This window comes from Pseudomonas sp. MC6 (assembly GCF_054790575.1).
In genome coordinates, this window is the sequence record NZ_CP186504.1 from 2,438,344 (window position 1) to 2,465,072 (window position 26,729).

General features: G+C 59.7%; 26 protein-coding genes. 13 read left to right on the top strand and 13 right to left on the bottom strand.

Going from position 1 to position 26,729, the window contains the following annotated elements; translation table 11 throughout:
• Positions 1 to 28 precede the first annotated feature (28 nt).
• Both ACOYXE_RS10750 and ACOYXE_RS10755 read left to right on the top strand, forming a co-directional pair.
• Positions 29 to 667, top strand: a complete 639-nt coding sequence (locus ACOYXE_RS10750) for a cysteine hydrolase family protein (RefSeq protein WP_405124070.1) — start codon at positions 29 to 31, stop codon at positions 665 to 667.
• Entirely contained in the window at positions 664 to 2,229 is a 1,566-nt protein-coding gene (locus tag ACOYXE_RS10755) for an aldehyde dehydrogenase (NADP(+)) (RefSeq protein ID WP_460929128.1), read from the top strand. Before ACOYXE_RS10750 ends, ACOYXE_RS10755 begins: the two co-directional genes overlap by 4 nt.
• A 26-nt stretch (positions 2,230 to 2,255) precedes the next feature.
• Here the strand turns inward: ACOYXE_RS10755 and ptrR are convergent, their stop codons facing one another.
• Positions 2,256 to 3,134 carry a putrescine utilization regulator PtrR gene (gene ptrR, locus ACOYXE_RS10760; RefSeq protein WP_160060076.1) on the bottom strand — a complete coding sequence of 293 codons (879 nt, stop codon included), beginning with the start codon at positions 3,132 to 3,134 and terminating at the stop codon, positions 2,256 to 2,258.
• Between the two features lie 103 nt (positions 3,135 to 3,237).
• On the opposite strand from ptrR, the gene ACOYXE_RS10765 reads away from it, so the two are divergent.
• Positions 3,238 to 4,629 carry an aldehyde dehydrogenase family protein gene (locus ACOYXE_RS10765; RefSeq protein WP_160057376.1) on the top strand — a complete coding sequence of 464 codons (1,392 nt, stop codon included), beginning with the start codon at positions 3,238 to 3,240 and terminating at the stop codon, positions 4,627 to 4,629.
• A 114-nt stretch (positions 4,630 to 4,743) separates the two neighbouring features.
• Here ACOYXE_RS10765 and ACOYXE_RS10770 read toward each other — a convergent pair whose 3' ends face one another.
• Entirely contained in the window at positions 4,744 to 6,288 is a 1,545-nt protein-coding gene (locus ACOYXE_RS10770; RefSeq protein WP_460929129.1) for an MFS transporter, read from the bottom strand.
• 132 nt (positions 6,289 to 6,420) lie between these two features.
• Positions 6,421 to 7,251 carry an oxidoreductase gene (locus tag ACOYXE_RS10775; RefSeq protein WP_160057374.1) on the bottom strand — a complete coding sequence of 277 codons (831 nt, stop codon included), beginning with the start codon at positions 7,249 to 7,251 and terminating at the stop codon, positions 6,421 to 6,423.
• A gap of 130 nt (positions 7,252 to 7,381) precedes the next feature.
• Here ACOYXE_RS10775 and ACOYXE_RS10780 point away from each other — a divergent pair, with 130 nt between their 5' ends.
• Positions 7,382 to 8,272, top strand: a complete 891-nt coding sequence (locus ACOYXE_RS10780; RefSeq protein ID WP_405124074.1) for a LysR family transcriptional regulator — start codon at positions 7,382 to 7,384, stop codon at positions 8,270 to 8,272.
• Between the two features lie 3 nt (positions 8,273 to 8,275).
• On the opposite strand, the gene ACOYXE_RS10785 is transcribed toward ACOYXE_RS10780, so the two are convergent.
• Entirely contained in the window at positions 8,276 to 9,445 is a 1,170-nt protein-coding gene (locus ACOYXE_RS10785; protein ID WP_160057372.1) for a DUF1624 domain-containing protein, read from the bottom strand.
• Between the two features lie 218 nt (positions 9,446 to 9,663).
• Between ACOYXE_RS10785 and ACOYXE_RS10790 the strand changes: the two genes are divergently transcribed.
• Entirely contained in the window at positions 9,664 to 10,260 is a 597-nt protein-coding gene (locus ACOYXE_RS10790; RefSeq protein WP_160057371.1) for a paraquat-inducible protein A, read from the top strand.
• Positions 10,257 to 10,946 (top strand): paraquat-inducible protein A, encoded by a 690-nt coding sequence (locus tag ACOYXE_RS10795; protein WP_405124076.1) that lies wholly within the window; start codon positions 10,257 to 10,259, stop codon positions 10,944 to 10,946. The genes ACOYXE_RS10790 and ACOYXE_RS10795 overlap by 4 nt, the downstream gene beginning before the upstream one ends.
• Here the strand turns inward: ACOYXE_RS10795 and ydiJ are convergent.
• Positions 10,879 to 13,905, bottom strand: a complete 3,027-nt coding sequence (gene ydiJ, locus ACOYXE_RS10800; RefSeq protein WP_460929133.1) for a D-2-hydroxyglutarate dehydrogenase YdiJ — start codon at positions 13,903 to 13,905, stop codon at positions 10,879 to 10,881. The two genes, ACOYXE_RS10795 and ydiJ, sit on opposite strands and share 68 nt — an antisense overlap.
• A 157-nt stretch (positions 13,906 to 14,062) precedes the next feature.
• Between ydiJ and ACOYXE_RS10805 the strand changes: the two genes are divergently transcribed.
• Positions 14,063 to 14,947 (top strand): LysR substrate-binding domain-containing protein, encoded by an 885-nt coding sequence (locus ACOYXE_RS10805; protein ID WP_460929135.1) that lies wholly within the window; start codon positions 14,063 to 14,065, stop codon positions 14,945 to 14,947.
• A gap of 97 nt (positions 14,948 to 15,044) precedes the next feature.
• Here the strand turns inward: ACOYXE_RS10805 and ACOYXE_RS10810 are convergent, their stop codons facing one another.
• Both ACOYXE_RS10810 and ACOYXE_RS10815 read right to left on the bottom strand, forming a co-directional pair.
• Positions 15,045 to 16,319 (bottom strand): glucarate dehydratase family protein, encoded by a 1,275-nt coding sequence (locus tag ACOYXE_RS10810; RefSeq protein WP_460929137.1) that lies wholly within the window; start codon positions 16,317 to 16,319, stop codon positions 15,045 to 15,047.
• Positions 16,320 to 16,349: 30 nt separating this feature from the next.
• Positions 16,350 to 17,717, bottom strand: coding sequence for an MFS transporter (locus tag ACOYXE_RS10815; protein WP_460929139.1), 1,368 nt, complete (start codon positions 17,715 to 17,717; stop codon positions 16,350 to 16,352).
• A gap of 119 nt (positions 17,718 to 17,836) precedes the next feature.
• Between ACOYXE_RS10815 and ACOYXE_RS10820 the strand changes: the two genes are divergently transcribed.
• Positions 17,837 to 18,736 (top strand): LysR family transcriptional regulator, encoded by a 900-nt coding sequence (locus ACOYXE_RS10820; RefSeq protein WP_127926836.1) that lies wholly within the window; start codon positions 17,837 to 17,839, stop codon positions 18,734 to 18,736.
• A gap of 126 nt (positions 18,737 to 18,862) precedes the next feature.
• Here ACOYXE_RS10820 and ACOYXE_RS10825 read toward each other — a convergent pair whose 3' ends face one another.
• Positions 18,863 to 19,468 (bottom strand): DUF6338 family protein, encoded by a 606-nt coding sequence (locus ACOYXE_RS10825; RefSeq protein ID WP_405124082.1) that lies wholly within the window; start codon positions 19,466 to 19,468, stop codon positions 18,863 to 18,865.
• Positions 19,469 to 19,669: 201 nt separating this feature from the next.
• Positions 19,670 to 20,005: a hypothetical protein gene (locus ACOYXE_RS10830; protein ID WP_405124083.1), complete on the bottom strand. Its 336-nt coding sequence runs from the start codon at positions 20,003 to 20,005 to the stop codon at positions 19,670 to 19,672.
• Positions 20,006 to 20,190: 185 nt separating this feature from the next.
• Between ACOYXE_RS10830 and ACOYXE_RS10835 the strand changes: the two genes are divergently transcribed.
• The gene (locus tag ACOYXE_RS10835) at positions 20,191 to 20,430 is read left to right on the top strand and encodes a hypothetical protein (protein ID WP_008085812.1); all 240 of its coding nucleotides are present in this window, start codon (positions 20,191 to 20,193) and stop codon (positions 20,428 to 20,430) included.
• 64 nt (positions 20,431 to 20,494) lie between these two features.
• On the opposite strand, the gene ACOYXE_RS10840 is transcribed toward ACOYXE_RS10835, so the two are convergent.
• A complete protein-coding gene (locus ACOYXE_RS10840; RefSeq protein ID WP_160057365.1) occupies positions 20,495 to 20,692 on the bottom strand; it encodes a DUF2188 domain-containing protein in 198 nt (65 codons plus the stop codon).
• Between the two features lie 224 nt (positions 20,693 to 20,916).
• On the opposite strand from ACOYXE_RS10840, the gene ACOYXE_RS10845 reads away from it, so the two are divergent.
• On the top strand, positions 20,917 to 21,279 hold the full coding sequence (locus ACOYXE_RS10845) for an NUDIX hydrolase (RefSeq protein ID WP_405124084.1): 363 nt from the start codon (positions 20,917 to 20,919) through the stop codon (positions 21,277 to 21,279).
• A gap of 4 nt (positions 21,280 to 21,283) precedes the next feature.
• Here ACOYXE_RS10845 and ACOYXE_RS10850 read toward each other — a convergent pair whose 3' ends face one another.
• The 3 genes from ACOYXE_RS10850 to ACOYXE_RS10860 form a co-directional block, all read right to left on the bottom strand.
• A complete protein-coding gene (locus ACOYXE_RS10850) occupies positions 21,284 to 21,526 on the bottom strand; it encodes a DUF1652 domain-containing protein (RefSeq protein ID WP_016983016.1) in 243 nt (80 codons plus the stop codon).
• A 110-nt stretch (positions 21,527 to 21,636) separates the two neighbouring features.
• Positions 21,637 to 22,536 (bottom strand): polysaccharide deacetylase family protein, encoded by a 900-nt coding sequence (locus ACOYXE_RS10855; RefSeq protein WP_160057363.1) that lies wholly within the window; start codon positions 22,534 to 22,536, stop codon positions 21,637 to 21,639.
• A 131-nt stretch (positions 22,537 to 22,667) separates the two neighbouring features.
• Positions 22,668 to 23,615, bottom strand: a complete 948-nt coding sequence (locus ACOYXE_RS10860; protein ID WP_405124086.1) for an ABC transporter substrate-binding protein — start codon at positions 23,613 to 23,615, stop codon at positions 22,668 to 22,670.
• Between the two features lie 293 nt (positions 23,616 to 23,908).
• On the opposite strand from ACOYXE_RS10860, the gene ACOYXE_RS10865 reads away from it, so the two are divergent.
• The 3 genes from ACOYXE_RS10865 to ACOYXE_RS10875 all read left to right on the top strand — a co-directional run bounded on the left by ACOYXE_RS10865 (position 23,909) and on the right by ACOYXE_RS10875 (position 26,504).
• Positions 23,909 to 24,889: an aliphatic sulfonate ABC transporter substrate-binding protein gene (locus ACOYXE_RS10865; RefSeq protein ID WP_160057361.1), complete on the top strand. Its 981-nt coding sequence runs from the start codon at positions 23,909 to 23,911 to the stop codon at positions 24,887 to 24,889.
• Between the two features lie 62 nt (positions 24,890 to 24,951).
• Positions 24,952 to 25,794 carry an ABC transporter permease gene (locus tag ACOYXE_RS10870; protein WP_077573337.1) on the top strand — a complete coding sequence of 281 codons (843 nt, stop codon included), beginning with the start codon at positions 24,952 to 24,954 and terminating at the stop codon, positions 25,792 to 25,794.
• A 29-nt stretch (positions 25,795 to 25,823) separates the two neighbouring features.
• Positions 25,824 to 26,504: an SOS response-associated peptidase gene (locus ACOYXE_RS10875; protein ID WP_160057360.1), complete on the top strand. Its 681-nt coding sequence runs from the start codon at positions 25,824 to 25,826 to the stop codon at positions 26,502 to 26,504.
• The last annotated feature ends 225 nt before the right edge of the window (positions 26,505 to 26,729 follow it).

The following is a 26,729-nucleotide window of genomic DNA, read 5'->3' on the forward strand; positions in this document are numbered from 1 at the left end:
GATAATCCCAATGCCGGAGCAAGCCGCCATGTCGAATACCCCCTATCCGCTGGACAGAACCGCCTACCTGTTGGTCGATCCGTACAACGATTTTCTTTCGGACGGCGGTAAGATTTTCCCTTTGATCAAACCCATGGCCGAACAGAATGGCCTGCTCGATAACCTGCGCAAACTCGACCGCACCGTGCGCGAGCTGAAAATGCCGGTGGTCATCGTACCCCATCATCGCTGGGAAAAAGGCGACTACGAAAGCTGGGACCACCCTACCCCGACCCAATGCAAGATCATGCACATGCACCACTTTGCCCGCGGAGAATGGGGCGGTGAATGGCACCCTGATTTCGCCCCGAAGGACGGCGATATCGTGGTTCAGGAACACTGGGGTTCGAGTGGTTTCGCCAACACTGACCTGGATTTTCGCCTGAAGCAGCAAGGCGTCACCCACGTGATCATCGTCGGCCTGCTGGCCAACACCTGCATCGAAGCCACCGCGCGCTATGCCGCGGAACTGGGCTACCACGTCACCCTCGTACGCGATGCAACAGCGGCCTTCAAAGCAGAAATGATGCACGCCGCCCACGAGCTCAACGGCCCGACATTCGCTCACGTGATTGCCAACACTGACGAACTGATTGCCAACCTCCAATCCCAAGGTGAAGCGCAATGAATCTGTCCGGCCATTTGCTGATCGGCGCGGCGGATGTCGCCGCCACCGCAGGCACGATGAAAGCGCTGAATCCGGCCACTGATCAGTTGATCGAACCCGACTTCGCCTTCGGCGGTGCCGCACAAGTTGATCAGGCTGCAACACTCGCCGATGCAGCGTTCGACCGCTACAGCCACACCTCGCTGGCCGAACGCGCGGCGTTCCTCGAAAGCATCGCTGACAATCTCGATGAAGTACGCCGCGAACTATCTGCACGCGCCGCACTGGAAACCGGACTGCCGCAAGCCCAGCTCGAAGGCGAAGCCGCGAAAGCGGCAACCCAGTTCCGCCAGTTCGCCGATGTGGTGCGCCGAGGCCGCTTTCTGCAATTGGCCATCGACCCGGCGCAACCCGAGCGTCAGCCGCGCCCACGGATGGATCATCGCCTGCAAAAAATCGCCATTGGCCCGGTGGCGATTTTCGGCGCGAGCAACTTCCCGATCTCCTACTCGGTGGCGGGTGGCGATACCGCGTCGGCACTGGCGGCCGGGGCGCCGGTGATTCTCAAAGCACACAACGCGCATCCCGGCGCTTCGGAAATCCAGGCGCAAGCCATTCGTAAAGCCGTGCAGGCACATGGCTTGCCCGAAGGTGTTTTCTCGATGGTGCGTGGTGGCGGCAATGCCATTGGCGAAGCGCTGGTCGATCATCCGTTGATCAAAGCCGTGACCTTCACCGGCTCCGAACAGGGCGGCATGGCGCTCTATCGCCGCGCGCAATTGCGCCCCGAGCCAATCCCGGTGTTCACCGAGATGACCAGCGTCAACCCGACCTTCATCCTGCCCAAAGCACTGGCGGCTCGCGGCGCCGAAATCGGTGACGGCTTTATCGAACGGATGTTGGTCAATGTCGGTCAGGCCTGCTTGTGTCCGTCGATCCTGATCGCCGTACGCGGTGCGGGGTTTGATGAACTGCGCAGCGCCATGCGTAAACGGGTCAGCGAGGCACCGGCACGGACGATGCTGACGCCGGGCATTCATGGCGCCTACGTCGAGGGCTTGATGGTGATGAAAAGTGCCGGCGCGCAGGTGATCGCGGCAGGCACACCGGCCGATGCCACATTCGCCGGACGTGCTGCGTTGCTGGAAGTCGAGGGACACCAATTGCTCAGCGAGCCGGGGTTGGCCCATGAAGTTTTCGGCCCGTCGGCGCTGCTGGTGGCGGTCAACGATGAAGCCGAACTGCTGGCGGTCGCCCGCTCATTCAAGGGTCAGCTCAGCGCGGCGATTCACCTTGAAAGTGTCGATCTGGAATTGGCGCGGCGCCTGCTGCCGATTCTGGAACGGCGCACCGGACGCATCGTGGTCAACGCCTTCGCCCACCCACAGGAAGTGACCTTTGCTACGGTGCACGGCGGCCCTTTTCCGGCCACATCGGACAGCCGCTTCACTTCGGTCGGCATGACCTCGATCGAACGCTTCTTGCGGCCCGTGGCTTATCAGGGTTTTCCGGATGAGTTGTTGCCGCAAGTGTTGCGCGAAGGTAATCCGCTGAATCTGCCGCGCAGCGTCGACGGGCAATAACAGGAGCCAGTGCGCGGCAGACGCGATCATGCATCTGCGCGCACGACCCCGCGCTCTTCCAGCAAGCGCACAAACATGCTCAAACTGCGCGACACCGTGCCCCGTCGCCACACCAGCCAAGTGGTCAAATAGCGAAAATCCGCCGCCAATGGCCAGACGCTGACGGTCGCACTCCCGGGCATGCTCTGCAGCATTTTGCGCGGCATCAGCGCCAGACCGGCGCCGGCGCTGACACAGGCGAGCATGCCGTGGTAGGACTCCATTTCGAAAATCTTGCCCGGCACAGCGGCGTCGGTGCTGAACCATTTTTCAAAGTGGTGACGGTAGGAGCAGTTGGAACGGAAGGCATAAATATTCTCGCCGTTTACGTCCGCTGCGCGCTTCACGGGCGGGTGGTTGATCGGGGCGATGATGACCATTTCTTCCTCGAACGCCGGCACGCCTTCCAGTGTTGGATGCAGCACCGGGCCGTCGACAAACGCTGCAGCCAGACGCCCGGACAGCACGCCGTCGATCATCGTGCCGGACGGTCCGGTGGACAGATCGAGATCGACTTTCGGGTGCAACTGGTTGTACGCCGCCAGCAATTCGGGAATGCGTACGGCGGCCGTACTTTCCAGCGAGCCCAATGGAAAAGCGCCCTGCGGTTCCTCGCCCGCCACCGTCGCCCGAGCCTCCTGCACCAGGTCGAGAATGCGCCGCGCGTATTCAAGAAAACTCCACCCCGCCGGGGACAAACGCAGACGGCTTTTCTCGCGAATAAACAGATCAACGCCCAAATCCTGCTCAAGTTGCTTGATCCGCGTGGTCAGGTTCGACGGCACGCGATGGATCTGCGCGGCGGCGGCGCTGATGCTGCCGTGTTCGGCAACGGCTTTGAAGATTTCCAGCTGCACCAGATCCACATTCATTCTCCAATCGTGAAAGAAACGATCTTTATTATTCAGTTTCCAGAAAACAAACACCACTCTACTCTAGGCTCATCCGACGAACACGCAGGACGATGCCATGAGCCAGATTTCCAGCCAGACCCACGCCATCTCGATCAACCCCGCCACTGGCGAGCAGATCGGTCATTACGCATTTGAATCCGCTGCCGCCCTCGACGCCGCGCTGACCCGCGCCGCCTACGGCTTCGGCAAATGGAAGCGCAAGCCGTTGCAGGATCGCTCGCGCTTGTTGACCGCCCTCGCCGGTGCGCTGCGTGAAACCAGCGAGGCCATGGCCACCATGATCACTCAGGAAATGGGCAAGCCAATCGCCCAGGCTCGTGGCGAAATCGAAAAATGCGCCAAGCTCTGCGAGTGGTACGCCGAACACGGCCCGGCCATGCTCGACGCCGAGCCGACGCAGGTTGAAGGTGGCAAGGCGCGCATCGAATACCGTCCGCTCGGCCCGATTCTCGCGGTGATGCCGTGGAACTTCCCGATCTGGCAAGTACTGCGCGGTGCCGTGCCGGCGCTGATCGCCGGCAACACTTACGTGCTCAAACATGCGCCGAACGTGATGGGCAGCGCCTATCTGTTGCGCGATGCCTTCACCCGCGCCGGTTTCGCCGAGGGTGTTTTTGAGGTGATCAACGTCACTCCGGAAGGCGTTTCCACCGCCATCGCTGATCCCCGCATTGCCGCCGTGACCCTGACCGGCAGCGTCCGTGCCGGCATGGCAATCGGCGCGCAGGCCGGTGCTGCGTTGAAGAAATGCGTGCTGGAACTGGGCGGTTCCGATCCGTTTATCGTGCTCAACGACGCCGATCTGGACGAAGCGGTGCAAGCGGCGGTCATTGGTCGCTACCAGAACTCCGGTCAGGTCTGCGCGGCAGCCAAACGCCTGATCATCGAAGAAGGCGTGGTTGAAGAATTCACCCGCAAGTTTGTCGAAGCCACGCGCAAGTTGAAGGTCGGGGATCCGCTGTCCGCCGACACATACATCGGCCCGATGGCGCGTTTCGACCTGCGCGATGAACTCGACCAGCAAGTGCGTGACACCCTGGAAGAAGGCGCCACCCTGCTGCTCGGCGGCGGCAAGTCCGCAGGCCCGGGCAACTACTACGAGCCAACCGTGCTGGCCGATGTCACCGATCGTATGACCTCGTTCAGACAGGAACTGTTCGGCCCGGTCGCGTCGATCATCACCGCCCGCGATTGCGCGCATGCCGTGGCCTTGGCCAATGACAGCGAGTTCGGCCTGACCGCTACGATCTACACCGCCAACGTGGCACTGGCCCAGCAACTGACCAGCGAACTGGACACTGGCGGCGTGTTCATCAACGGCTACTCCGCCAGCGATCCGCGTGTGACCTTTGGCGGCGTGAAGAAGAGTGGTTTCGGTCGCGAGCTGTCGCACTTCGGCGTGCGCGAGTTCTGCAACGCGCAAACTGTGTGGCTGGATCGCAAATAATCCAGACACCGGAAAACCCTGTGGGAGCGAGCCTGCTCGCGAAGAGGCAATGTCAGTCAACCCATCCGTTGCTGACTCACCGCTTTCGCGAGCAAGCTCGCTTCCACATTGGGTTTATGCAGCAGCCTGTTGTGGCTCGGCGACGCTGCGATCCTTGCTCAACAAGCCCAGCACCACCACCGCCGACACCAGCGTGATCACCGTCAGGATATGCAGTAGATATTGAAACGCTGACGCATAACCTTGCACCAGGCGTTCATTGGCCAGACCTGGTACGGTGTTGATCGCATGCGCCATATCACCCGTCGTCACCCGGTGCGCGGTCTCGGCAATCAGCGATGCCTCGGCGCTGCCTGTCACCACGTGCACGGCACTCGACAGATCAGCGTGCAGCAATGACGCCAGCAATGCCGCGACAATCGCCAGGGCAATCCCCTCACCCGCCACGCGCACAGTGCTGAAGATGCCCGCCGCCATGCCGGCGCGCTCTTTCGGCACGACGCTGACCGACAAACCATCCATCAGCCCCCAGGGCAAACCGGCGCCTACACCGATCAGCAGCATCGGCACCACTAGCGCGAATTTCGCCTCACCGACGCTGTACAAACTCAGCCAATGCAGACCCGAGGCGGCAGTCAGGAACCCGGCGCCGGACAAAATGCCAGCGGATACAAAGCGCGCCAGCGCGGCGGCCAGCATCGGTACCACCAGCATCGGCGCCGACAACGCCAGCAACAGCAGACCGGCATCGATCTCGCTCAAGCCCTCAACGCCGATAAAGCGCAGCGGCAACATCACCACCAGCACGATGTAGCAGAAACAGGTGCCGATCGGCAGCATCTGCACGCCAATGAATCGCGGATAACGAAACAGGGTCAAGTCCAGCATCGGCCGCTCGACACGCATTTCGACGCGCACGAACACCGCCAGCAATACTGCCGAAGCACCCAACAAACCGATGACCAGCGGACTGCCCCAACCACTGTCCGGCGCCTGAATCAGGCCAAACGTGAACAGCGCCAGCATTGTGCTGAACAGCAACGTGCCCGGCCAGTCCAGCCCTTTGGCATCGGGGTCACGGGTTTCGCGCATGCGTGGCAGACCGAAGACCATTGCGATCATTCCAACCAACGCCGTAAAGACAAAAATTGCTCGCCAGTTGAAAACCTCGATCAATGCCCCGGCCACTAAGGGTCCGAACGCCAGACCAATGCCGAACGTCGTGCCAAGCACGCTGTACGCGCGGGTCCGGGCGTGCCCTTCGAACTCTTGCGCCAACGCCGCCGAACCGCTGGCCAGCGCCGCTGCCCCCGCCACACCTTGAACGGCACGCAACACGTCCAGCCAGAACACCGAAGGCGCCAGACTCTGCGCAAACGACGCGGCGGTGAACAGCAGCATGCCAAAGGTGAACAGGCGTTTGCGCCCATAAACATCAGCCAATGCGCCGGCGGCCATCAGCAAACTGCCGAACGACAACATGAACGCATTGGTGATCCAGGTCAGCGCCACCGGGCTGCCGCCCAGATCGCGACCAATGGCCGGCGTCGCCACCGCGCCGCCGGTAAAACTCAACGGCAGGACCAGTGCCGAGAGACACACGGCCGCGAGTACGAGCAACTTGTCGCGCGCTCCGTGCGGCTGAGTCATAGAAATCATTCGTTCCATCCTTTGAGTTATCACAAAGCTGCGTCGCGCAGCGAATAAGGCGCAAAGCACACAGAAAAATCCACCGAAGTTTGCGCACGAAAAAGATGAGAGCGAGCAGCCTCGCTCTCACAGCTCTGGCGTTCAGTTGGCGAAGTCGGTGGACAGCGCCAGCTCATTCCACTCGGCCAACTCCTGCGCCACCAGGCGATTCTTCGCCTCGATCCGCGCCACCGTATCGCTGCCCAGCGCCAGGCGCAGCGGCGGGTTCGGTGCATTGACCAGCGCCAGCATCGCCTCGGCAAACTTCTGCGGATCACCCGGTTGTGCATGATTCGCAGCTTCGGCAAACACTCGCATCTTGCCCACGGTTTCGTCGTAGTCCGGCAGCTCAAGTTGCGTCTTGATCAACGACTGTTCATCAAGGAAATCAGTGCGAAAGAAACCCGGCTCGACCACCGTGGCTTGAATGCCCAGTGGCGCCAGTTCCTGATGCAATGCTTCGGTGATGCCTTCGACGGCGAACTTGGTCGAGCCGTAAACGCCCCAGCCCATGTACGCCTGATAGCCGCCAATCGACGAGATGTTGATCACCCGACCACTGCGATGCGCCCGCATATGCGGCAACACGGCGCGGGTGACATTGAGCAAACCGAACACATTGGTCGCGAACAAGCGCTCGGTCTCGCTGGCGCTGGTTTCTTCTACCGCGCCCAGTACGCCAAACCCGGCGTTGTTGATCAGCACATCGATACGGCCAAAACGCTTGATCCCTTCAGCGACCGCTTGATGCGCTTCGTCTTCACGGGTGACGTCGAGACGCAATGCCAGCAGGTTCGGTTGCTCGCCGAGGCGGTCAGTGATGTCTTGCGGGTTGCGCGCGGTAGCGATGACCGCGTCACCGGAACGCAGGGCCTGCTCGGCGATGAGAATGCCAAAGCCACGGGAAGCGCCAGTAATGAACCAGGTGCGCATAACAACTTCTCCTGTTAGAAACCCTGACATGGGTGCCGGGCCTGTTTGATAAGTTGATGCGACTTTAAAGCCGTGCTACTGATGCGATAATCCCAACAATTTTGCATGACTTTGTGAAAGGCATTCACAGATGAAATCACCTTCGGCGGCAGATCTCAGCGTTTTCCTCTGCACCGCGCAGTACCTGAACTTCAGTAAAGCCGCCATCGAACTCGGTCTGACGCCCTCCGCCCTGAGCCATTCGGTGAAGGCGCTGGAAAACCGTCTAGGCGTGCGCCTGTTCAATCGCACCACCCGCAGCGTGGCGTTGACCGAGGCTGGCGAGCGCCTGTACGCGCGATTGAAACCGGCCTTTCGTGATATCGACGATGCGCTGGAAGACCTCAACCATTTTCGCGATAAACCCTCGGGCAACTTGCGCATCACTTCGGGGCGGCAAGCCTGCGAACTGGTGTTGCTGCCGATTGCCAGTGAGTTTTTGCAGGTGTATCCGGACATTCGTCTGGAAGTGGTCGAGAGCGATGCGCTGCTGGATATCGTCGCCAATGGGTTCGATGCCGGCGTGCGCTTCGGTGATCGCCTGGAGGCCGACATGGTGTCGCTGCCGATTGGCCCGCCAATGCGTTCAGTGGTCGTTGGTTCACCGGCGTTTTTTGAACGTCACGCAGCACCGCAAAAGCCCGAAGACCTGCACGGACTGCCGTGCATCCGCCACCGCTACCCCAGCGGTTCGATGTATCGCTGGGAGTTCGAGCGCGGCGGCATTGCCCAGGAAATCGAAGTCAACGGCCCGCTGACCCTCGGCGATGTCAGCCTGATGGTCGGCCCAGCGCTGCAAGGGCTGGGCCTGGCCTATGTGTTCGAAGACATGGTCAGCGAACACCTCGCCAGCGGGCTTCTGGTGCAAGTGCTGGCAGACTGGTGCCCGTTCTATCCAGGTCTGCACCTGTACTACCCGAGCCGCCGTCATGTGCCGGCAGCGCTGAAGGCGTTTATCGACTTCGTGCGCAACCGGCGCTAGCGCTTACAGGTACTTCAACCAGGCGATGTCGCGACGACGGGCCTTCAACGCCGAGAACCAGCGCACGGCCGGGTACAGCGCTATCGACAGAAGCGCTGCCGCCAGCCAGATGGCCGCGACTGACGAGAAACCGAAATAGCTGCCCTGATTCAGCCCGAACAAGGCCACGCCGATCAGGTACAACACCTTCAACGCGTACAGGTGCAGCAGGTAGAAAAACATCGGCGCCGAACCGAATACGGTCAGCCAGCGAATCCAGCGACGATCCTGCAAACGTTCGAATGCCAGTAGCAGCAACAGGCCGACGCTCACGGTCAGCGCGATAAACAGCAACGACGGCGGGTACTTGGTGATGTTGAAAAAACTCATCAGGGTTTGCACCGACGTGTCGCCCACGGCCCACGGTTTTTCGCCATAGCCATTGATCAGCCGCAGCCCGACAAAGCCAAGCAGCCCGGCGCAACCCGCGATCAACAGGTGGCTCTGACGCAAACCCGCTTCAACGCCGCGAGCAAACCACGGCCCCAGTGCATAACCCAGACCAATCACACCGATCCATGGCAACAACGGATAGGAGGTGCGCAGGCGCAGAGTGTCGCTGACGTCGATCCAGCCGCGATCATGCAAAATCGCCCACGGCACATGCAGCGCCGACTCCACCGGGAAATGCACAGTGTCGAGCAGGTTGTGTCCGGCGATGATCGTCAGGCTTAACGTCAGCAACAGCCAGCGCGGCAGCCAGACCAGCAGCGACAAGGCGATCATGCTCAAACCGATCGCCCAGATCACTTGCAGATAAATCACGCTCGGTGGCAGCTGGAACGTCCACGCGAAGTTCACCAGGGTGAATTCCAGCAGCACCAGAAACAGACCACGCTTGAACAGAAAGGCGCTGACATCAGACTTGCCCGCGTACTTTTCACCGAACAACCACGCCGACAATCCCGTCAGCAGCACAAACACCGGCGCACACAGATGCGCCAACGTGCGGCTGAAAAACAGCGCCGGCTCGGTGCTGGCAATGTCCATCGGGTCGCTGACCTGACGGTGCAGCAAAAAGGTTTCGCGCACGTGGTCGAGCAGCATGAACAGAATGACCAAGCCTCTGAGGGCGTCAATGGACAGCAGCCGGCCAGCGGCCAACGGGGCAGAACGAGGGAGCACAATCGTCATGAGCGTTTCGCAATCGAAGGGTTAACACCGGATGCCCACAAGGACCACCCCTGAAAATTCGCGTTACCTTATAACAATAACCAGCAAAAACCCAAGCTCAATCGATAGTGATTCTCAGAAAAACCTCAGTTGATCACGCCGGGCAAGTTGCCCAATAGCCTCAGGCTTCTATAGTGATCAAGTCCCCTGCCCTTGCGGCTTGCTGTCGAGCGTTGTCCATGGTCAACACCGAACACCTGATCATCTGCGAGCACTGCGATTGTGTGTACGAAAAAACCGTGCTGGCCAAACACCAGAAAACCTCGTGCGTGCGCTGCGGCGGCGTACTCCAGCGCTTCAACGGTTTGACCGTCGAACAGCGCCTGGCACTGACCTTCACGGCGGCGATGCTGTGGCTGTTTGCCAATTTCTATCCGGTGATGAGCATCAGCCTCAAAGGCCTGAAAAACAGCGCGACACTGTGGGATTCGGTGCTGGCGCTGAGTCAGGGGCCGATCACCTTCATAGCGATGGTCGCGGCAATTTCGATCATCATTGCCCCGGCATTTCAACTGGTGCTGCTGATCTGGGTGCTCAGCTTCGCGCTGTCCTCCCGACGCGCGCCGGGCTTCAAGCTGTGCATGCGCTGGCTGGAAACCCTGCGGCCGTGGAGCATGCTCGAAGTGTGCCTGCTGGGGGCGATGGTCGCGGTGTTCAAACTGGCGGGATTGCTCGACGTGTTGCCCGGCATCGGCCTGTTCGCATTGGCCGTGCTGAGTTTGATGATGATCAGGATTGCCGGCCGCGATATCCGCGACCTATGGGACATTCCATGAACCGACCCGCGACTGCCAGCGAACTCAACCTGTGCCTGTGCCACAGCTGTGGCCTGGCCTGCGACATGACCGACGAGCCACATGAATGCCCGCGCTGCGATGCGCCGCTGCACCGGCGCAAAACCAATTCACTGGCGCGCACCTGGGCCTACATGCTCGCGGCGCTGGCGTTTTACGTGCCGGCCAATCTGCTGCCGGTGATGAACACCACCATGCTTGGCAGCGGCGCCGACAGCACGATCATGAGCGGCGTGCTGGAGTTCTGGCAGCATGGCGCGTGGGACATCGCACTGATCATCTTTATTGCCAGTATCGCCGTGCCGGGCGTCAAGTTCGTCGCCCTGTCGCTGTTGTTGATCACTGTGCAACGCGACAGTGGCTGGGCACGCCGGGAACGCTCGAAAATGTTCCGCTTCGTCGAGCTGATCGGCTACTGGTCAATGCTCGATGTGCTGGTGGTCGCACTGGTGGCAGCGTTGGTGAAGTTCCAGACACTGGGCGATATCGAACCGCGACCGGGCATCCTGTTCTTCGGCATGGTCGTGGTGCTGACCATGCTCTCGGCAATGAGCTTCGACCCTCGGCTGATCTGGGACAACGCTCCAGTCGATGAACCACTCAGCGACGCAGAGCCGTCAGCAACACCTGCAACGGATGGCGCAGTGCCTGATCCGACTGGCGCTTGACCTGACTGCGGCAGGAATACCCCGTGGCCAGTGCTTCGCCATGCTCTGCCGGCGCGTCTACCTGACGTGCCCACGACTGCTCGTAGATCACCGCTGAGGTTTGGCGGTTGCGCGCCTCGTGGCCATAAGTCCCGGACATGCCGCAGCAACCGGTGGCCTGCGTGGCCAGCTTCAAACCTGCGCGTTCGAACACCTGTTCCCACTGGTGGGTGGCGGCCGGGGCGTTGGTTTTCTCGGTGCAGTGCGCGAGCAGTCGGAACGCTGCGCTTTTATCCTGCACCGCCTGCTCTGGCATCACTTTGAGCAACCACTCCTGCACCAGCGCCACTTCCGGGCATTGCTCCATGCCCGGCACTTTCAGGTATTCCTGGCGATACACCAGCGTCATCGCCGGATCGAGGCCCAGCAACGGCACGCCCACATCGGCCAATTCACGCAACTGCCGAGCGTTGCGCAATGCCGCGCGGTTGAACGCCGAGAGGAAGCCCTGCACGTGAAGCGGCTTGCCGTTGGCGCTGAACGGTGCCAGATACACCTGATAACCCAGACGCGAAATCAACTCGACCAGATCGGCCAACAATGGCGCTTCGAAGTAGCGGGTGAAGGCATCCTGCACGATGACCACGCTGCGCTCGCGTTGCGCCGGGGTCAGCGCCGCCAAGGTCGACACCGTCGCCGGCTGCACCTGCCAACGGCGCATCGCCGCATGGAAATCAAAACGACTGAGCAACGGCACGTCGATCATGCCGCCGACCCGTTCCAGCAAGCTACGAACGAATGAAGCGCCCATCAAACCGTTGTACAGCGCCGGAATCCGCGCCATGTACGGGATGCTGTACTCCAGCGAAGCAATCAGATAATCCCGCGCCGGACGCAGATAACGGCTGTGATACAGCTCAAGAAATCGCGAACGAAACTCCGGCACATTGACCTTCACCGGACACTGCCCCGCGCAGGATTTGCACGCCAGGCAACCGGCCATGGCGTCGTAGACTTCGTGGGAGAAATCCTCGGACTGTGCACGGCTGTTGCGCCAGCGCTGCCACAACGTGCTGAAAAACGCCGGCTTGCGAATCGCATCGGACAACACATCAACGCCCGCCTCGCCCTGCAAACGCAGCCACTCACGGATCAACGAAGCGCGGCCCTTGGGCGATTGCGCGCGTTCGCGGGTGGCTTTCCACGACGGGCACATGGCGTCATCGGGATCGAAGTTGTAACAGGCGCCGTTGCCATTGCAATGCATCGCGGCGCCGTAGTCCTGCCAGACTTTTTCGTCGATCTGCCGATCCAGTTCACCGCGCAAAGTGACTTCATCGATTTTCAGCAGCGCCGCGCCGGTGTTGGCCGGGGTGGCGATCTTGCCCGGGTTGAACTGGTTGAACGGGTCGAACGCGGCCTTCAGCGCTTGCAGCGCCGGATACAACTCGCCGAAAAACGCCGGGGCATATTCCGAGCGCAACCCTTTACCGTGCTCGCCCCATAAAAGGCCACCGTAACGCTGAGTCAGCGCGGCAACGCCATCGGACACCGGGCGCACCAGCGCCGCTTGCTGCGGATCCTTCATGTCGAGAATCGGCCGCACGTGCAGCACGCCAGCATCGACGTGACCGAACATGCCGTACTGCAAACCGTGGCTGTCGAGCAGGTCGCGCAGTTCGGCAATGTATTCGGCCAAATGCTGCGGCGGCACCGCGGTGTCTTCAACGAACGGCTGCGGCCGCGCTTCACCGGCAACGTTGCCGAGCAGACCTACCGCGCGCTTGCGCATGCCGTAGACCTTGTTCACCGCCGCATGACCGACCGCCAGCGTATGACCCAGGCGCTCAACGGTTTGATCGCGGCTCAGGTGTTCGACGAATGCTTCGACCCGGCGCTGCAAATCCTCCGGATCGTCGCCGCAGAACTCCACCAGATTGATGCCCAAGGTCGGGCGCTCAGCGCTTTCCGGGAAATATTCGGCGACGCCGTGCCAGACGATGTCCTGCATCGCCAGCAATAGCACTTTCGAGTCGACGGTTTCGATCGACAGCGGCTTGAGCGTCATCAAGGCGCGAGCATCGCGCAGTGCGTCCATGAACCCGGCGTAGCGAATGTTCACCAACATCGTGTGCTTGGGAATCGGCAACACGTTCAGCCGCGCCTCGACGACAAACCCCAGCGAGCCTTCCGCGCCGCAGAGCACGCTGTTGAGGTTGAAACGGTTGTCCGCCTCACGCAAGTGCGCGAGGTCATAACCGGTCAGGCAACGGTTGAGATCGGGAAAACGCGCCTTGATCAGCTCGCCCTGCTCATCAATGATCTGCCGCGCGCAGCGATAGACTTCACCGACGCGATCTTCGCGGACGCACAGTGCTTCAAGTTCACTTTCCTCGAGCGGCAAACCGTGCAGACGTTCGCCGCCGCGCAGGATCATGTCGAGCTCAAGCACATGGTCGCGGGTCTTGCCGTAGGTGCAACTGCCCTGGCCGCTGGCGTCGGTGTTGATCATGCCGCCGACGGTGGCGCGGTTGGAGGTCGAGAGCTCCGGGGCAAAAAACAGCCCGGCGGATTTCAGTGCGGCGTTGAGCTGATCCTTGACCACCCCGGCCTGCACGCGCACCCAGCGTTCCTCGACGTTGATTTCGAGGATGCGGTTCATGTGCCGCGACAGATCGACGACGATGCCGTCGGTCAGCGATTGGCCGTTGGTACCGGTGCCGCCGCCACGCGGGGTGATCACCACGTTTGGATAGGCCGGCTCGGCGATCAGTCGCGCTACCCGTGCCACATCATCGGCGTCCATCGGAAACACCGCCGCTTGCGGCAGACGCTGATAGATCGAGTTGTCGGTCGCCAGCACCACGCGGCTGGCGTAATCGGCGCTGATTTCACCGCGAAAACCGCTGGCTTTCAGGGCTTGGAGGAACTGCTGGTAATCGCTGGTCAGGGCTTTGGCAGGGGACAGCTGGGCAATCATCGGTCAGGTTATCTCGGTCAAATCGGGCCGCGTGGCGGTGAACAGTTGTACGCAACGAATGATTGCGTCAGGCTCCGCCATCTCATGGTGCCCATGTTCATTGCTGGCGAACGCCGGGACAACCGTAAATTCGACCCGCTATTGATGACTTTTACGAATGAATCCGCGCACGCTCACCCCTTCCATGTCGTTATTGCTGGCCTTTGAGGCCGCCGCGCGCCACGAAAGCTACACCCGCGCCGCCCACGAACTGTCGCTGACGCAGAGTGCGGTCAGCCGTCAAGTGCAGATTCTGGAGAAAATGCTCGGCATGCGTTTGTTCACGCGCGAAGGCAGGCAAGTGGTGCTGACCGATGTCGGACGCATGTATCAGCGCGAACTCGCCGAAGCGCTCGGGCAGATTCGCAGTGCGACGTTGCAGGCGATGGCGTTTGGCTCGGGCATTCACAGTCTGCGCCTGGCGACGCTGCCGACTTTCGGTTCGAAATGGTTGCTGCCGCGCTTGAAGGATTTCTACACCGCACATCCAGGCATGACCGTGCACTTGCATTCGCGTATCGAAGCAATCGACTTCGATACCAGCGAAATCGATGCGGCGATCTGCGTCGGTGGTGGTGAATGGCCGGGGCTGACGGCCCTGCCCTTGCACACCGAGGAACTGGTGGTGATCGCCAGTGCGCAACTCTCTGACACTGAGCGCGACGACGCCGAGCAACACATCGCCGGGCAACTGTTGCTCAATGTCAGCAGCAATGCCCAGGCGTGGGCGGAATGGTTCAGCCATCAAGGTCTGCCGCACCGAAGCATGCGTATCGGGCCGAGCTTTGAAATGACCTCGCACCTGATTCAGGCGGTGCGGGCGAATATTGGCGTGGGTTTGGTGCCGCGGATTCTGGTCGAGGATGAGTTGCTCAGCGGTGAGTTGCTGCAACTGGGCGAGCCGATCACCAGTCGACGCAGCTATTACCTGGTGTATCCGCCGCGCAATGAGAATTTGCCGTCGCTGAAAGCGTTTCGGGATTGGCTGGTAAAAACGTTGTGAACATGAGGACGCCAATCGCGAGCAGGCTCACTCCTACAGGGAAGCGCATTCCAACTGTAGTAGTGAGCCTGCTCGCGATGGCGTCAAATCAAACACCTCAAAACCGTGGCTTGACCGCCTTCCAGTCCGGCTTGTAGCGCTGCATCTGCCGCACATCATCGCGCTGACGAATCCCGCACGTCAGATACTGATCATGCAGCTTGCCCAACTGATCCTGATCCAGCTCCAGCCCAAGCCCCGGCGCTCGCGTGATCTTCACGCAGCCATCGACAATCGGCAGTTTGCCGCCCTTGATCACCTCTTCATCCGGCTCCTGCCACGGGTAATGCGTATCGCAGGCGTAATCCAGATTCGGCACCGCCGCCGCCACATGTGCCATCGCCATCAGGCTGATGCCCAGGTGCGAATTGGAATGCATCGACACACCAACGCCAAATACATCGCACATCTTCGCCAGCGTCTGCGTGTCGCGCAGGCCGCCCCAGTAATGGTGGTCGGCGAGAACAATCTGCACGCTGTTTTGCGCGATGCTGCGGCGGAATTCGTCGAAATCGGTGACCACCATATTGGTCGCCAGCGGCAGACCAGTTCGCTTGTGCAGCTCGGCCATGCCGTCGAGGCCCGGGGTCGGGTCTTCGTAATATTGCAGATCATCGCCGAGCAACTCGGCCATGCGAATCGAGGTTTCCAGTGACCAGTTGCCGTTCGGATCGATGCGCAACGGATATCCCGGAAAGGCTTTTTTCAGTGCCTTGATGCATGCCACTTCATGCTCCGGCGGCAACGTGCCGGCTTTGAGCTTGATGCTCTTGAAACCGTACGCCTCGATCATCCGCGCAGCCTGCGCGACGATCTGCTGCTCGCTGAGCGCCTCGCCCCAATTGTCCGGTTTGTACGGCGAATCGACATGCTGTGCGTACTTGAAGAACAGGTAAGCGCTGAACGGCACTTCATCACGAATAGCACCGCCGAGCAGGTCCACCAGCGGCACATTCAGGTAATGCGCCTGCAAATCGAGAAACGCCACTTCGAACGCCGAGTAGGCATTGCTCACCGCTTTGCTGGCGTGGGAACCGGGTGCCAGTTCGGCGCCGGCAAGACTGGCCGGTTTGTTCGCGGCAACGGTGGCCTGCACGATCGCGCGTAACTGATTGAGGTTGAACGGGTCGAGGCCGATCAGCTGTGCCTGCAACTGCTGCTGAATCGCCAGCGCCGGGGCATCGCCATAGCTTTCGCCGAGGCCGATATAGCCGTTGTCGCTTTCGATCTCGATGATCGAGCGCAGAGCGAAGGGTTCGTGGATGCCGCTGGCGTTGAGCAGCGGCGGATCGCGAAAGGCAATCGGGGTCACAGTTACGCGGGTGATTTTCAAGATAACGCTCCTGACAGATCAACAATCAATTCAATGGCTCGCGGCCGGGCTGGCCGTCACGACAACGGCGGCCTCGTCATGCGGCTTTGCAAGGTTTTTACCTTTCGCGCCAGGCGCCGTGCGGGCAAAAAAGATCACCACCGCAGCGACCAGCGACGTCGCCGCCAGGCCGTACAGTCCGCCCTCGATGGAGCCGGTGGTTTCTTCGAGGATGCCGAACGCCGTCGGCGCAACGAAACCGCCGAGGTTGCCGATGGAGTTGATCAAAGCGATCACTGCAGCGGCGATACGCGCATCCAGATAGCTTTGCGGAATCGGCCAGAACAACGCCGACGCAGCCTTGAAGCCGATGGCGGCGAAGCAGATGGCGACGAAGGCGAAGATCGGCCCACCGGTGGTCGACATGAACATGCCAATCGCCGCAATCACCAGCGTCAGCGCGACCCAGGCTTGCTGGAACTTCCACTTGCCGGCCATCGCCGCAAAGCCATACATGGCGACAATCGAAATGATCCACGGGATCGAGTTGAGCAGGCCGACCTGGAAGTCGCCGAGATTGCCCATCTTCTTGATCATGCTCGGCAGCCAGAACGTCGCGCCGTAAATGGTCAGGGCGATAGAAAAGTAGATAAAGCAGAACAGCGCAATCTGCCGATCCGCCAACAGCTTGAACATCGACGGCTTGGCCACTTGCGACGCCTCACGAGCGCGCTGCTCTTCGGCAATTGCCGCCACCAGTGCTTCGCGCTCTTCTTCGCTCAGCCACTTGGCCTGACGCGGATGCGATTGCAGCCAGAACCAGACGAATGCGCAGAGCACCACTGAAGCCGCGCCCTCGATCAAAAACATCCATTGCCAGCCATGCAGGCCCAGGCCACTGATGTGCAGCAACGCACCGGAGACCGGGCCGGAGATCACCGAAGCAATGGCCGAACCGCTGAGAAATACCGCCATGGTCTTGCCGCGCTCGGAGGCCGGCAGCCACTGAGTGAAGTAATAAATAATCCCCGGGAAGAAACCCGCCTCGGCCGCACCGAGAATAAAGCGCAGCACATAGAAACTGGTTTCACCTCTGACGAAGGCCATGGCCATGGCCGCTGCACCCCACGTGAACATGATCCGCGTCAACCAGACCCGCGCGCCGTAACGCTGCAAAAGCATGTTCGACGGCACTTCGAACAGCGCGTAGCCAACAAAGAACAATCCAGCGCCGAGGCCGTAAGCCGCCGCGCCGATGCCCAGATCGGTTTCCATTTGGCTGCGCACAAAACCGATATTGACCCGATCGATGTAGTTGACGATGAACATCACCACGAACAGCGGCAGCACGTGGCGCTTGACCTTGGCGGCGGCACGGGCGAGAACCGTGACGTCCAGCGGACTCTGGAGGGTTTTCAAGGGGCGACTCCCGATCTTGTTTTTTTAGGGATGGCGTAAAGCGATGGACCGATCATGGACGGCGATCATTGATCCCGTCTAATCTAACTTGGCATTCGATTGATACCCGGATTAGATCAATGTTCGAACTGACCCAATTGCGCTGCTTCACCACCGTCGCCACCGAACTCAACTTTCGCCGCGCCGCCGAGCGACTGAACATGACGCAGCCGCCGCTGAGCCGGCAGATCCAGTTGCTGGAGCATCACCTTGGCGTCGAGTTGTTCACCCGCAGCACCCGCAGCGTCGCGCTGACCGCCGCTGGCCGTGCATTTTTCATCGAAGCACAGAACCTGCTGGAGCGCGCGCAGCAAGCAGCCGTCACCGCCCGACGCTTTGCCGAGGGCGATATCGGTTCGGTGAACATCAGTTTTGTCGGCAGCGCGGTGTACGAGTTTCTGCCCAAAGTGATCGCCGAGGCACGGCTGAAACAGCCGCAGGTGAAAATCGATTTGTCGGAGATGAACACTTACCAGCAACACGAAGCCCTGCGCGCTCGCCGCATCGATCTGGGCATTGCCCGTGCGCCGTTATTGGAGCCGGGCTACGCCACCGAATGCCTGGTACGCGAGCCGTTTGTATTGGCGGTGCCGAGTGGACATCCATTGGCAACGGCGGCTGAAGTGGCGGTCAGTGATCTGGATAAACAGCCGTTCCTGATGTATTCCCACGCCGCGTATCCGCCGTTCAATGAACTGCTGACCGGCATGCTGCGCTCGGCACGGGTCGCGCCGGATTATGTGCAGTGGCTGGGGTCATCGCTGACAATTCTGGCTTTGGTTAACGCCGGCATGGGCCTGGCGCTGGTGCCGCGTTGCGCCACCAGTGTGGTGTTCAAGAATGTGGTGTTTCGCGATATCGATCTAGGCGAAGGGGTGCAGAGCGAGCTGCATCTGATCTGGCGGGAGAACAACGACAACCCGGCGTTTGCGATGTTGCTGGAAGCGATTCGCCGGGCGGTGGCTGAGGGTTGGGGCTGAAGAAATACTAGTTCTTCAGAGGTGGTGGAGCACTGGGTGCCTTGGGCTGCGCATTTGCCACTGGCTTGCCATCTTTCGTGTAGCGACGCGCTACCCATTCCGGCATTGGTTGCGGTGCTCTGGCTGTCATATAGAAACCTCCGATTTCGGGCCGAATTCGACCCACTTGACCTTCCCGGAATCTATCAGCAAAAACTCAGCGCCAAAAGGCACTTCTGCCCCTTCCGCATCCAGCCAACAGGGATTCTGCATGACGAACTGGCCACTGCTGGATTCCGGTGGCCACTCCACGGGCCAGCCAAACACGCGCCTTTCATCGATCAAATGCAGTGTGACCAGACGATGGTGCTGGGCAAAAATGCTGAACCATTCGCTGGGGTAGGAAGTTTGTTTCGTGACATTTCGATTGCGTAACCAGCCGTGCAATTTGTCATTCGTGGCCAGATAACAGGAAAACAGCCCGAGCGTCACCGACACAACGAATGCCCACATCGTTTCGCTCTTGGCATCCCAGCGCCCGACAGAAAATCCCTTCGAACCCACCCACAAACACAGAGTGCCCACGCCCCAAACCGCGCCCTGAATCACAAACGTAAAAATCAGCGCCTGCACAATCTGCCCGAACGTATCCGGTCGCTTGAACGCCGTCAGCGAATAAAAAATCCACGCCGACAAAAACCCGGGAATCAGATACTGCAACAGCGGAATAACTTCTTTGACCAGATCATCCATGATCCGAGGCTCCTTGAAAGACCGGCCGACCTGACTATCGACCGCCCCGCAAAAGCCTAGTGCACACCGAGGAAACCCTTCGTGCGCAACTGTCACCGTTCATTTCGCGAATCAGATCCACACCTTATCAGCCTCCAGGCAGGCAAAAAAAAACAGAAACCGACGATACGGCTTCTGCTTTTTTTGTCTCTGCAGGCGTCATTACAGGCAGTCACGCACCGATTGGCGCAACGACCCGGACTTGGCCCACGGCGGGCCCTGATACAACGAAACCCGACTGCCATCCTTGTACTTGACGATGTCGAGGATCTCGTCCGCTGTGATGATGCTTGGCGCGGTGATGCGATAGCCGTTGGAAATCGATGTCTGGGAAGTCTTGGCCACATCCTTCTGCCACAACGGTAATAAACACGCAGCATAGTCCTTGGGCGACTTGTCGCTGGTCTTGCTGATATTCGGCTCACCCGGCACCAGCGATGCCGGCAACGAACAACCCGCCAACAGGGTCAACGCCAAACTCCCGATCCATATCCGCATGCTGTGTTCCTGATCTGAAAAAAAGTGAATGTAGCGTGTAAGCGGCGCTACATCCATCGTGGCACCGCGCCCTCGGCGCAATCTGCACAACTTTTCACAACCGTCCGGCTTACTGACGAACAGGCTTTGCCCATCGACGAAAAATGCGACTACTCTTTTCTACCGAGAATGTTCTGGAGGTGATCATGCGGCTCAATGAATACGAACACGAACTTCAACGCGACCTGCAAAGCGTTGCATCGGACTTGAGATGGTCGGCGGTCGACCTGAAACGAATCGCAGAACAGCTGCGCAAATCCGGCAATGAGGCGGACGCACAAACCGTGCTGAGATCCTGCGAGGTGCTGCAAAGCGACGAAGAACGGCTGCAACTGTATGCCAAGGAAGTGAAAGCCCGCGCCATCAGCCGAACCAAGGTCCACTGAGAGCACCCTCCCCCAAAACAGAAGCCCCGACAATTGCCGGGGCTCTTTCATTACAGGCAGCCTGTCAGTGGGTTTTGTGACTCTGCACGCGCGTCGAGCGTTTTTTGTAGCCAGGCAATGCGGCGGCGTAGGCCAGCGCCTCCTCCCGGCTGCCAAACGACGCCAGCCGATCACCCTGGGTGCAAACCCGCCATGGGCCATTGTTCACGCTAAGCACGTCATAGCCGTTCATGTGCATCTTGTTCAACATTGGCATGCTCATGGACACCTCCATTTTTGCTAACGGTCAGATCCAGCTTCACGCTTTTACCTTACACCCTGATCCGCCCGAAATGCCGACCGGGTGTCGCAAGCCGCATCCGTCATGGCTCTGGCACTTTTCGCCGCCGCGAACGCTCCAAACTCCAATGAAACCTTTGCCGCAAGCCTCGGCTCAAATATTGCAGTTTTATTTCTTTTTTGTGACAGGCAGTAAACAGGTAACAGATGAAAGTACGCGCCACCGTTATATGCGAACAGGATCGCCACATTCTCCTGGTGCGCAAACCCCACTGCCGCTGGACATTGCCCGGCGGCAAAGTAGAGCCCGGAGAAACCCGCGCGCAAGCCGCCGTACGCGAACTGCAGGAAGAAACCGGCCTGAACGCCGACGACGTGTTGTATTTGATGGAACTGCAGAGCGGCAGCACGCGACACCATGTCTACGAAGCGTCAGTGCAGGATCTCGAACAAGCGCGGCCGCAGAACGAGATCATCGATTGCATCTGGCATCCGCTGGACGCAGTGCGCAATTTGAATACCAGCGACGCGACGCTACGCATCGTTCAAGCGTTTCAGCGACGGTTATGAGGGATTAGCCAGCGAACGCACGACGACCGGCGCTCATTTCCGTGCGTAATTCACCGATGAAGTTGGAAATGTCACGAATCGTGACGAGGTGTTCCGGGGAGACGCCATTCAACAGCAACTCGACTCGCCCGCTGTCCGGTTCATACACCTTGATCTGCAATAGCCCCTGCGTGCTCGGAATGCAATCGCACTTGAACGCAGGAAAGCCGGATTCGACAATCCGGCAGATATCGTCAATGGCAAGCATGAGTGGACGCCTCGCAGGCGGTGGGTCGGTCGACTGGTTGAGCATAGATGAGCAATTTGTGTCTCGCTCGAGACAAAATGCCAACCCGATCACAACTTTCAAGCACGCCGTCAATGCGCGTCATGATCCCAGATCCAGTTCCACATCCCCGGCAAATTCACCGACTCCGAACTGTTCTCCACGGCACGCGCCAACGCGGCTTTCTCAAGTTCAGCGTGATCATCATAGAAAGGCTTGTCCGCCAGCTTCACGCCCGTGGCAGCGGCGCTATCCAGCAGAATCTGCAGGTATTCGCGGGTGTGCCGCGCGGTATAGCGGTTGAGATCATGAAACGTCACCACGACCGGGATGACCCCGTCCACGGCGGGCAATTCGCCACGGGCGATACGTTCACGGACTTCGGATAACTGTCGCAGCATGTTGGCCCGACGTCGCGGGCTGGCATTGAAGCCCCAGATCTTGCCGTCATTGGCGCTTAAATCGGTGAGCAATACATGCAAGCCATGCTGTTGATAGGCGGCGAAGGTGCGCTTGTCGTAATTCCAGAACGGCGGGCGCAGTAGCGTCGGCGGCGCCCCCGTAATGGCGGCAATATCAGCTGTGCCGTTGCTCAGCGACTCTTCCAGTTCTTGCGGGTCGAGCAAGCGATGATTGGTGTGCCAATGGGTCGCGGTGTGAAACGCGAGGATGTGCCCCTCTTCATACTCACGGTGCATGATGCCGCGACCGATGTCACTGTTGCCCGCTCGCGGTGCACGCGTCTGCACGAAGAACACCGCTTTGATGTCAGGCATCAGCGGATTGTCCTTGAGACTGTCGAGTACCGTGGCCGACGGATTCCACAAACTCGAGGCACTGGGGCCGTCGTCGAACGTCAGCAGAAAGCGCACTGGCGCCTGGGTCTTCAGGCGCGTTTCGGTTTGCGCGGTCATTTCGATCGGGGCGGCGATACAACCGGCCAGCCCGAGAGCAATCAGCGCGGCACAAAGAAGTTTGAATCCGGATGTCATGTTTTGCCTTGAGCACGGCGGCTGCCGTCATGTGGTCGACTGGCAAAACTCCCTCGCCCCTATCCATCCCTGCGCTCGGATATTCGAGCCGAGGTTGGATAAGGTACACAGGGTTTGGTTCCGGCGCTCGTTCAGTGAGCCAATGCCTGCTGAAAAGACGTGTCGATAATGCCAGCGGTGGCCAACGGAGCTGGCAGCGCTTTCACTTTGAACAGGAAATCGGCAGTGCTTTGCAGATCCGTCGCCGCTTGCGTGTCCACAGGGCCGACCGTCATGTGCGCCTGGCGCAACCAATGCCGCGACACTTGCTGATCGAGATTGGCTTTCTTCGCCCACAGATCGGCGTACTCATCGGTGTGGCTGTCGACCCAGGCCCGCGCCAGTTTCAAACGACCGAGAAAATCCGCAATCGCTGCACGTTTGCTGTCGATGGACGGTGTCGACGCCGCGATTGCACTGAGCCCCGGCATCAGGTTTTTTGCGGTCAGGATCGGCCGCGCACCGGAGAACACGATCTGCTGGGAAATATACGGTTCCCACACCGGGAAGGCATCAATACTGCCCTGTGGCAGGGCTGCGGCGGCATCGATCGGCATCAGCTTGACGAAGTCGACGTAGTTTTCCGGCAGACCGCCCTGCTCCAGCGCGCGCAAGGTCAACTGCTGACTCCAGGCTCCGGGCCAATAAGCGACCTTTTTGCCCTTCAAGTCGGCGATGGTTTTCACCGGAGAATCCTTGGGCACCAACAACGCGATGGTGTCCGGATTCTGCCGCGATACGCCGATCAGTTTCACCGGCGCCTGCTTGGCAGCCAGAAACAGAAAACCGGAATCGCCCAAAAAGCCCAGGTCGAGCGAACCGGTTTGCAAGGCTTCCGCCAAGGGTGCAGCGGCCTGGAAGTGTTTCCAGTCGACGGTATAAGGCGCGTCTTTCAACACACCGGATGCCTCCACCGAGGCACGGATGTTGTAGTAGTTCTGATCGCCCACATGCAGGACCAATGGCTCGGCTGCATAGGAAAGCGGCGAGGTGAATACTGCAGTGATTAACGCACGGCGGAGGAAACGAGAAAGCTTCATGGCGAGTCCTGCAAAGGTAATTGCATAGACCATAACGCTGTTGATTCAAGGTTTTGAAATTCGATAAATGCATAAGCTCATCACGGTTGATACTTGCTGTTTGCTTGGCAACAGTGGCAGATCACACTGTTGCCCACGCAACAGCTGAAATCCTGCACTTGACGTTAAAACCCTTACAAACCGGGGCTTTCAAGCACATGGCACAGAGCCTGCAATATTCCATTCATGCAGGAAGCATTCGATAAAAATATCTTTTTGGACATAAGAAACCTGTGCCTTTGCCGGAGCGCCCCATGACATCGTTCTTTCCTCGACTCAAAACCCTGCTGGCTGCCAGCGCAGTGGCACTGAGCCTGCAACCGCTCGCCCACGCGACTGAAACGGCGCCGGCAGAAGTGCATCTGGACTACGCCTATTACTCACCAGTCAGTCTGGTGCTCAAGCACTTCGGTTTCCTCGAAAAAGCCTTGCCGCAGACCAAGGTCAGCTGGGTCCTGAGCCAGGGCAGCAACCGCTCGCTGGAATACCTCAACAGCGGCGGCGTGGATTTCGCTTCCAGCGCCAGTCTCGCCGCCGTGCTGAGCCGAGCAAACGGCAGCCCGATCAAATCGGTCTATGTCTACAGCCGCGCCGAATGGACAGCATTGGTGGTGCGCAAGGATTCTCCTTACCAGACTGTCGCCGACCTCAAGGGCAAAAAGATCGCTGCCACCAAAGGCACCGACCCGTACCTGTTCACCCTGCGCAGCCTGCAACAGGCCGGGCTGAAAAAAGACGATGTCGAATTGGTCCATCTGCAACATCCAGATGGCCGCACCGCACTGGAAAAAGGCGATGTCGACGCCTGGGCCGGACTCGATCCGCACATGGCCGCCAGTCAGGTGCAGGCCGGTTCGCGCCTGCTCTACCGCAACCCGGCGTTCAACAGTTACGGCGTGGTCAGCGTCACCGAGCAATACGCCAAAGAACATCCGCAAACCATCGACACCGTCATCAAAGCCTACGAACAGGCCCGCGACTGGGCGCTGAAAAATCCCGATGAATTCGCCGCCCTTCTCGCCAAGGAGTCCGGATTGCCGCTGGATGTAGCCAAGTTGCAACTGTCGCGCACTGACCTGAGCAGCCCGCAACTCACTCAACAGGACATCAGCGCCTCCAAGGCAGCGGCGCCGATTCTGGTCTCCGAGGAACTGGTGCGCCGTGGGGTGAATGTCGATCAAGTCATCGATCAATTGCTCGACAGCGGTGTGCAGCAAGCCGTCGCCCACCAGTAACCGATCAGCCTCACGACAAATCCGCGCCCCGTCGCGGATTTGTCGTGAGCGGAGCCAAAACCATGACCACTCACAGCAAAGACTTGCCCGCGCCACTTGCCGTACCGCGCCAGCGTCCTGCGAGTTTGAATCCGACGTGGCAGCGCCGCGGCAAAGGCCTGGCCCTGCCGCTGCTGATCATCGTTGCACTGGAAATTATCGTCCGCATCGGTTGGCTGCCGTCCTACCAGATGCCGGCGCCGAGCGAAATCGCCCTAACCCTCACCGACCTTGCTGAGGGCGCGCTGTGGAAGCACATCGGCGCCAGCCTGATTCGCGTGTTGCTGGGTTTTGCCATTGGCGCCAGTCTGGCGCTGGTGTTTGCTGCCTGGGTCGGCTTGAGCCGTGAAGCCGAGGCCTATCTGGAGCCGACGTTCGCCGCCCTGCGCTCCATTCCGAGCCTGGCCTGGGTGCCACTGCTGCTGTTGTGGCTGGGCATCGACGAGACCTCGAAAATTGTCTTGATCGCGATCGGCGCGTTCTTTCCGGTGTATGTGAATGTCGTCGCGGCGATTCGAAATATTGATCGCAAACTGGTGGAAGTCGGCCGCATCTATGGTTTCAGCCGCTTGCAACTGGTGCGACGAATATTGCTGCCCGCCGCCCTGCCCGGCCTGTTCACCGGATTGCGCAGCGGCATGAGCCTGGCATGGATGTTTCTCGTGGCAGCAGAGTTGATCGCGGCCACCAAGGGTTTGGGCTATCTGCTCAGTGACGGCCGGGAAACCTCGCGGCCGGACATCGTGCTGGCCGCGATCATCGTGCTCGCCTTGCTCGGCAAACTCAGCGACGGCTTGCTGGCCATGCTCGAACGCCGCTGGCTGAACTGGCGTGACACCTTCACCGGGCAGGACGCCAGCGACTAAGCTGAACTCTCCAACCGGAGATTCAGCCCATGTGCGGAAGACTCTCGCAGTACCGGGGCATTCACGACTTCGTCGCGGTGCTGAGCATTCCCGACGCGTTGATCAATCACGTCGGCGACGCGCCGCTCGATCGCTACAACGCGGCGCCGACCACCGCGCTGGCCGTCCTGCATCAACAAGGGCAACACCTGCATGCCGACAATCTGCGCTGGGGCTGGCGCCCGCATTGGGCCAAGGATCGTCCACCACCGATCAATGCCCGGGTCGAGAAAGTCGCCCATGGACCATTCTTCCGGGCGATCTGGCGACATCGTTTGATTGTGCCCGTGGACAACTGGTTTGAATGGGTCGATAGCGCTGACAAAACACGACAACCATGGCTGATCCGTCGCGCGGATCACGAAGCGGTTTTCTGCGCAGCCATCGGGCAATTTCCTACAGCCGAAACGCCAGCTCGGGATGACGACGGTTTCGTGATAATCACCGCCGATGCTCTCGGCGGCATGCTCGATATCCATGATCGCCGACCCGTAGTCTTCTGCGCAGACTTGGTGCATGAATGGCTGGATCCGGCGACACCCTTTGAGCGCGCCGAGCAAATGCTGCTGTTCGAAGGTGAACGCAACGAAGTGTTCGAATGGTACAAAGTCGGCAAAGCTGTCGGTAACGTGCGCAATCAGGGGGCCAGTTTGATTATCGAGCAGACTTAAACATTTGCCGACTTCAAGCGTTTATCAATGTAGGAGCTGCCGAAGGCTGCGATCTTTTGACGCAGCGTTACAAGCAATAAAACTATTGCAAATTTTAGCGACTCATAAAGCGAATCACTGTTGTTACAAACACTGTTTCATTTTTGAGACGGAGCACATAAAACAGACGTTCGAATGAACTAACCGCCTGTCTGACATTTCAACCGTCATACATACATTTATATG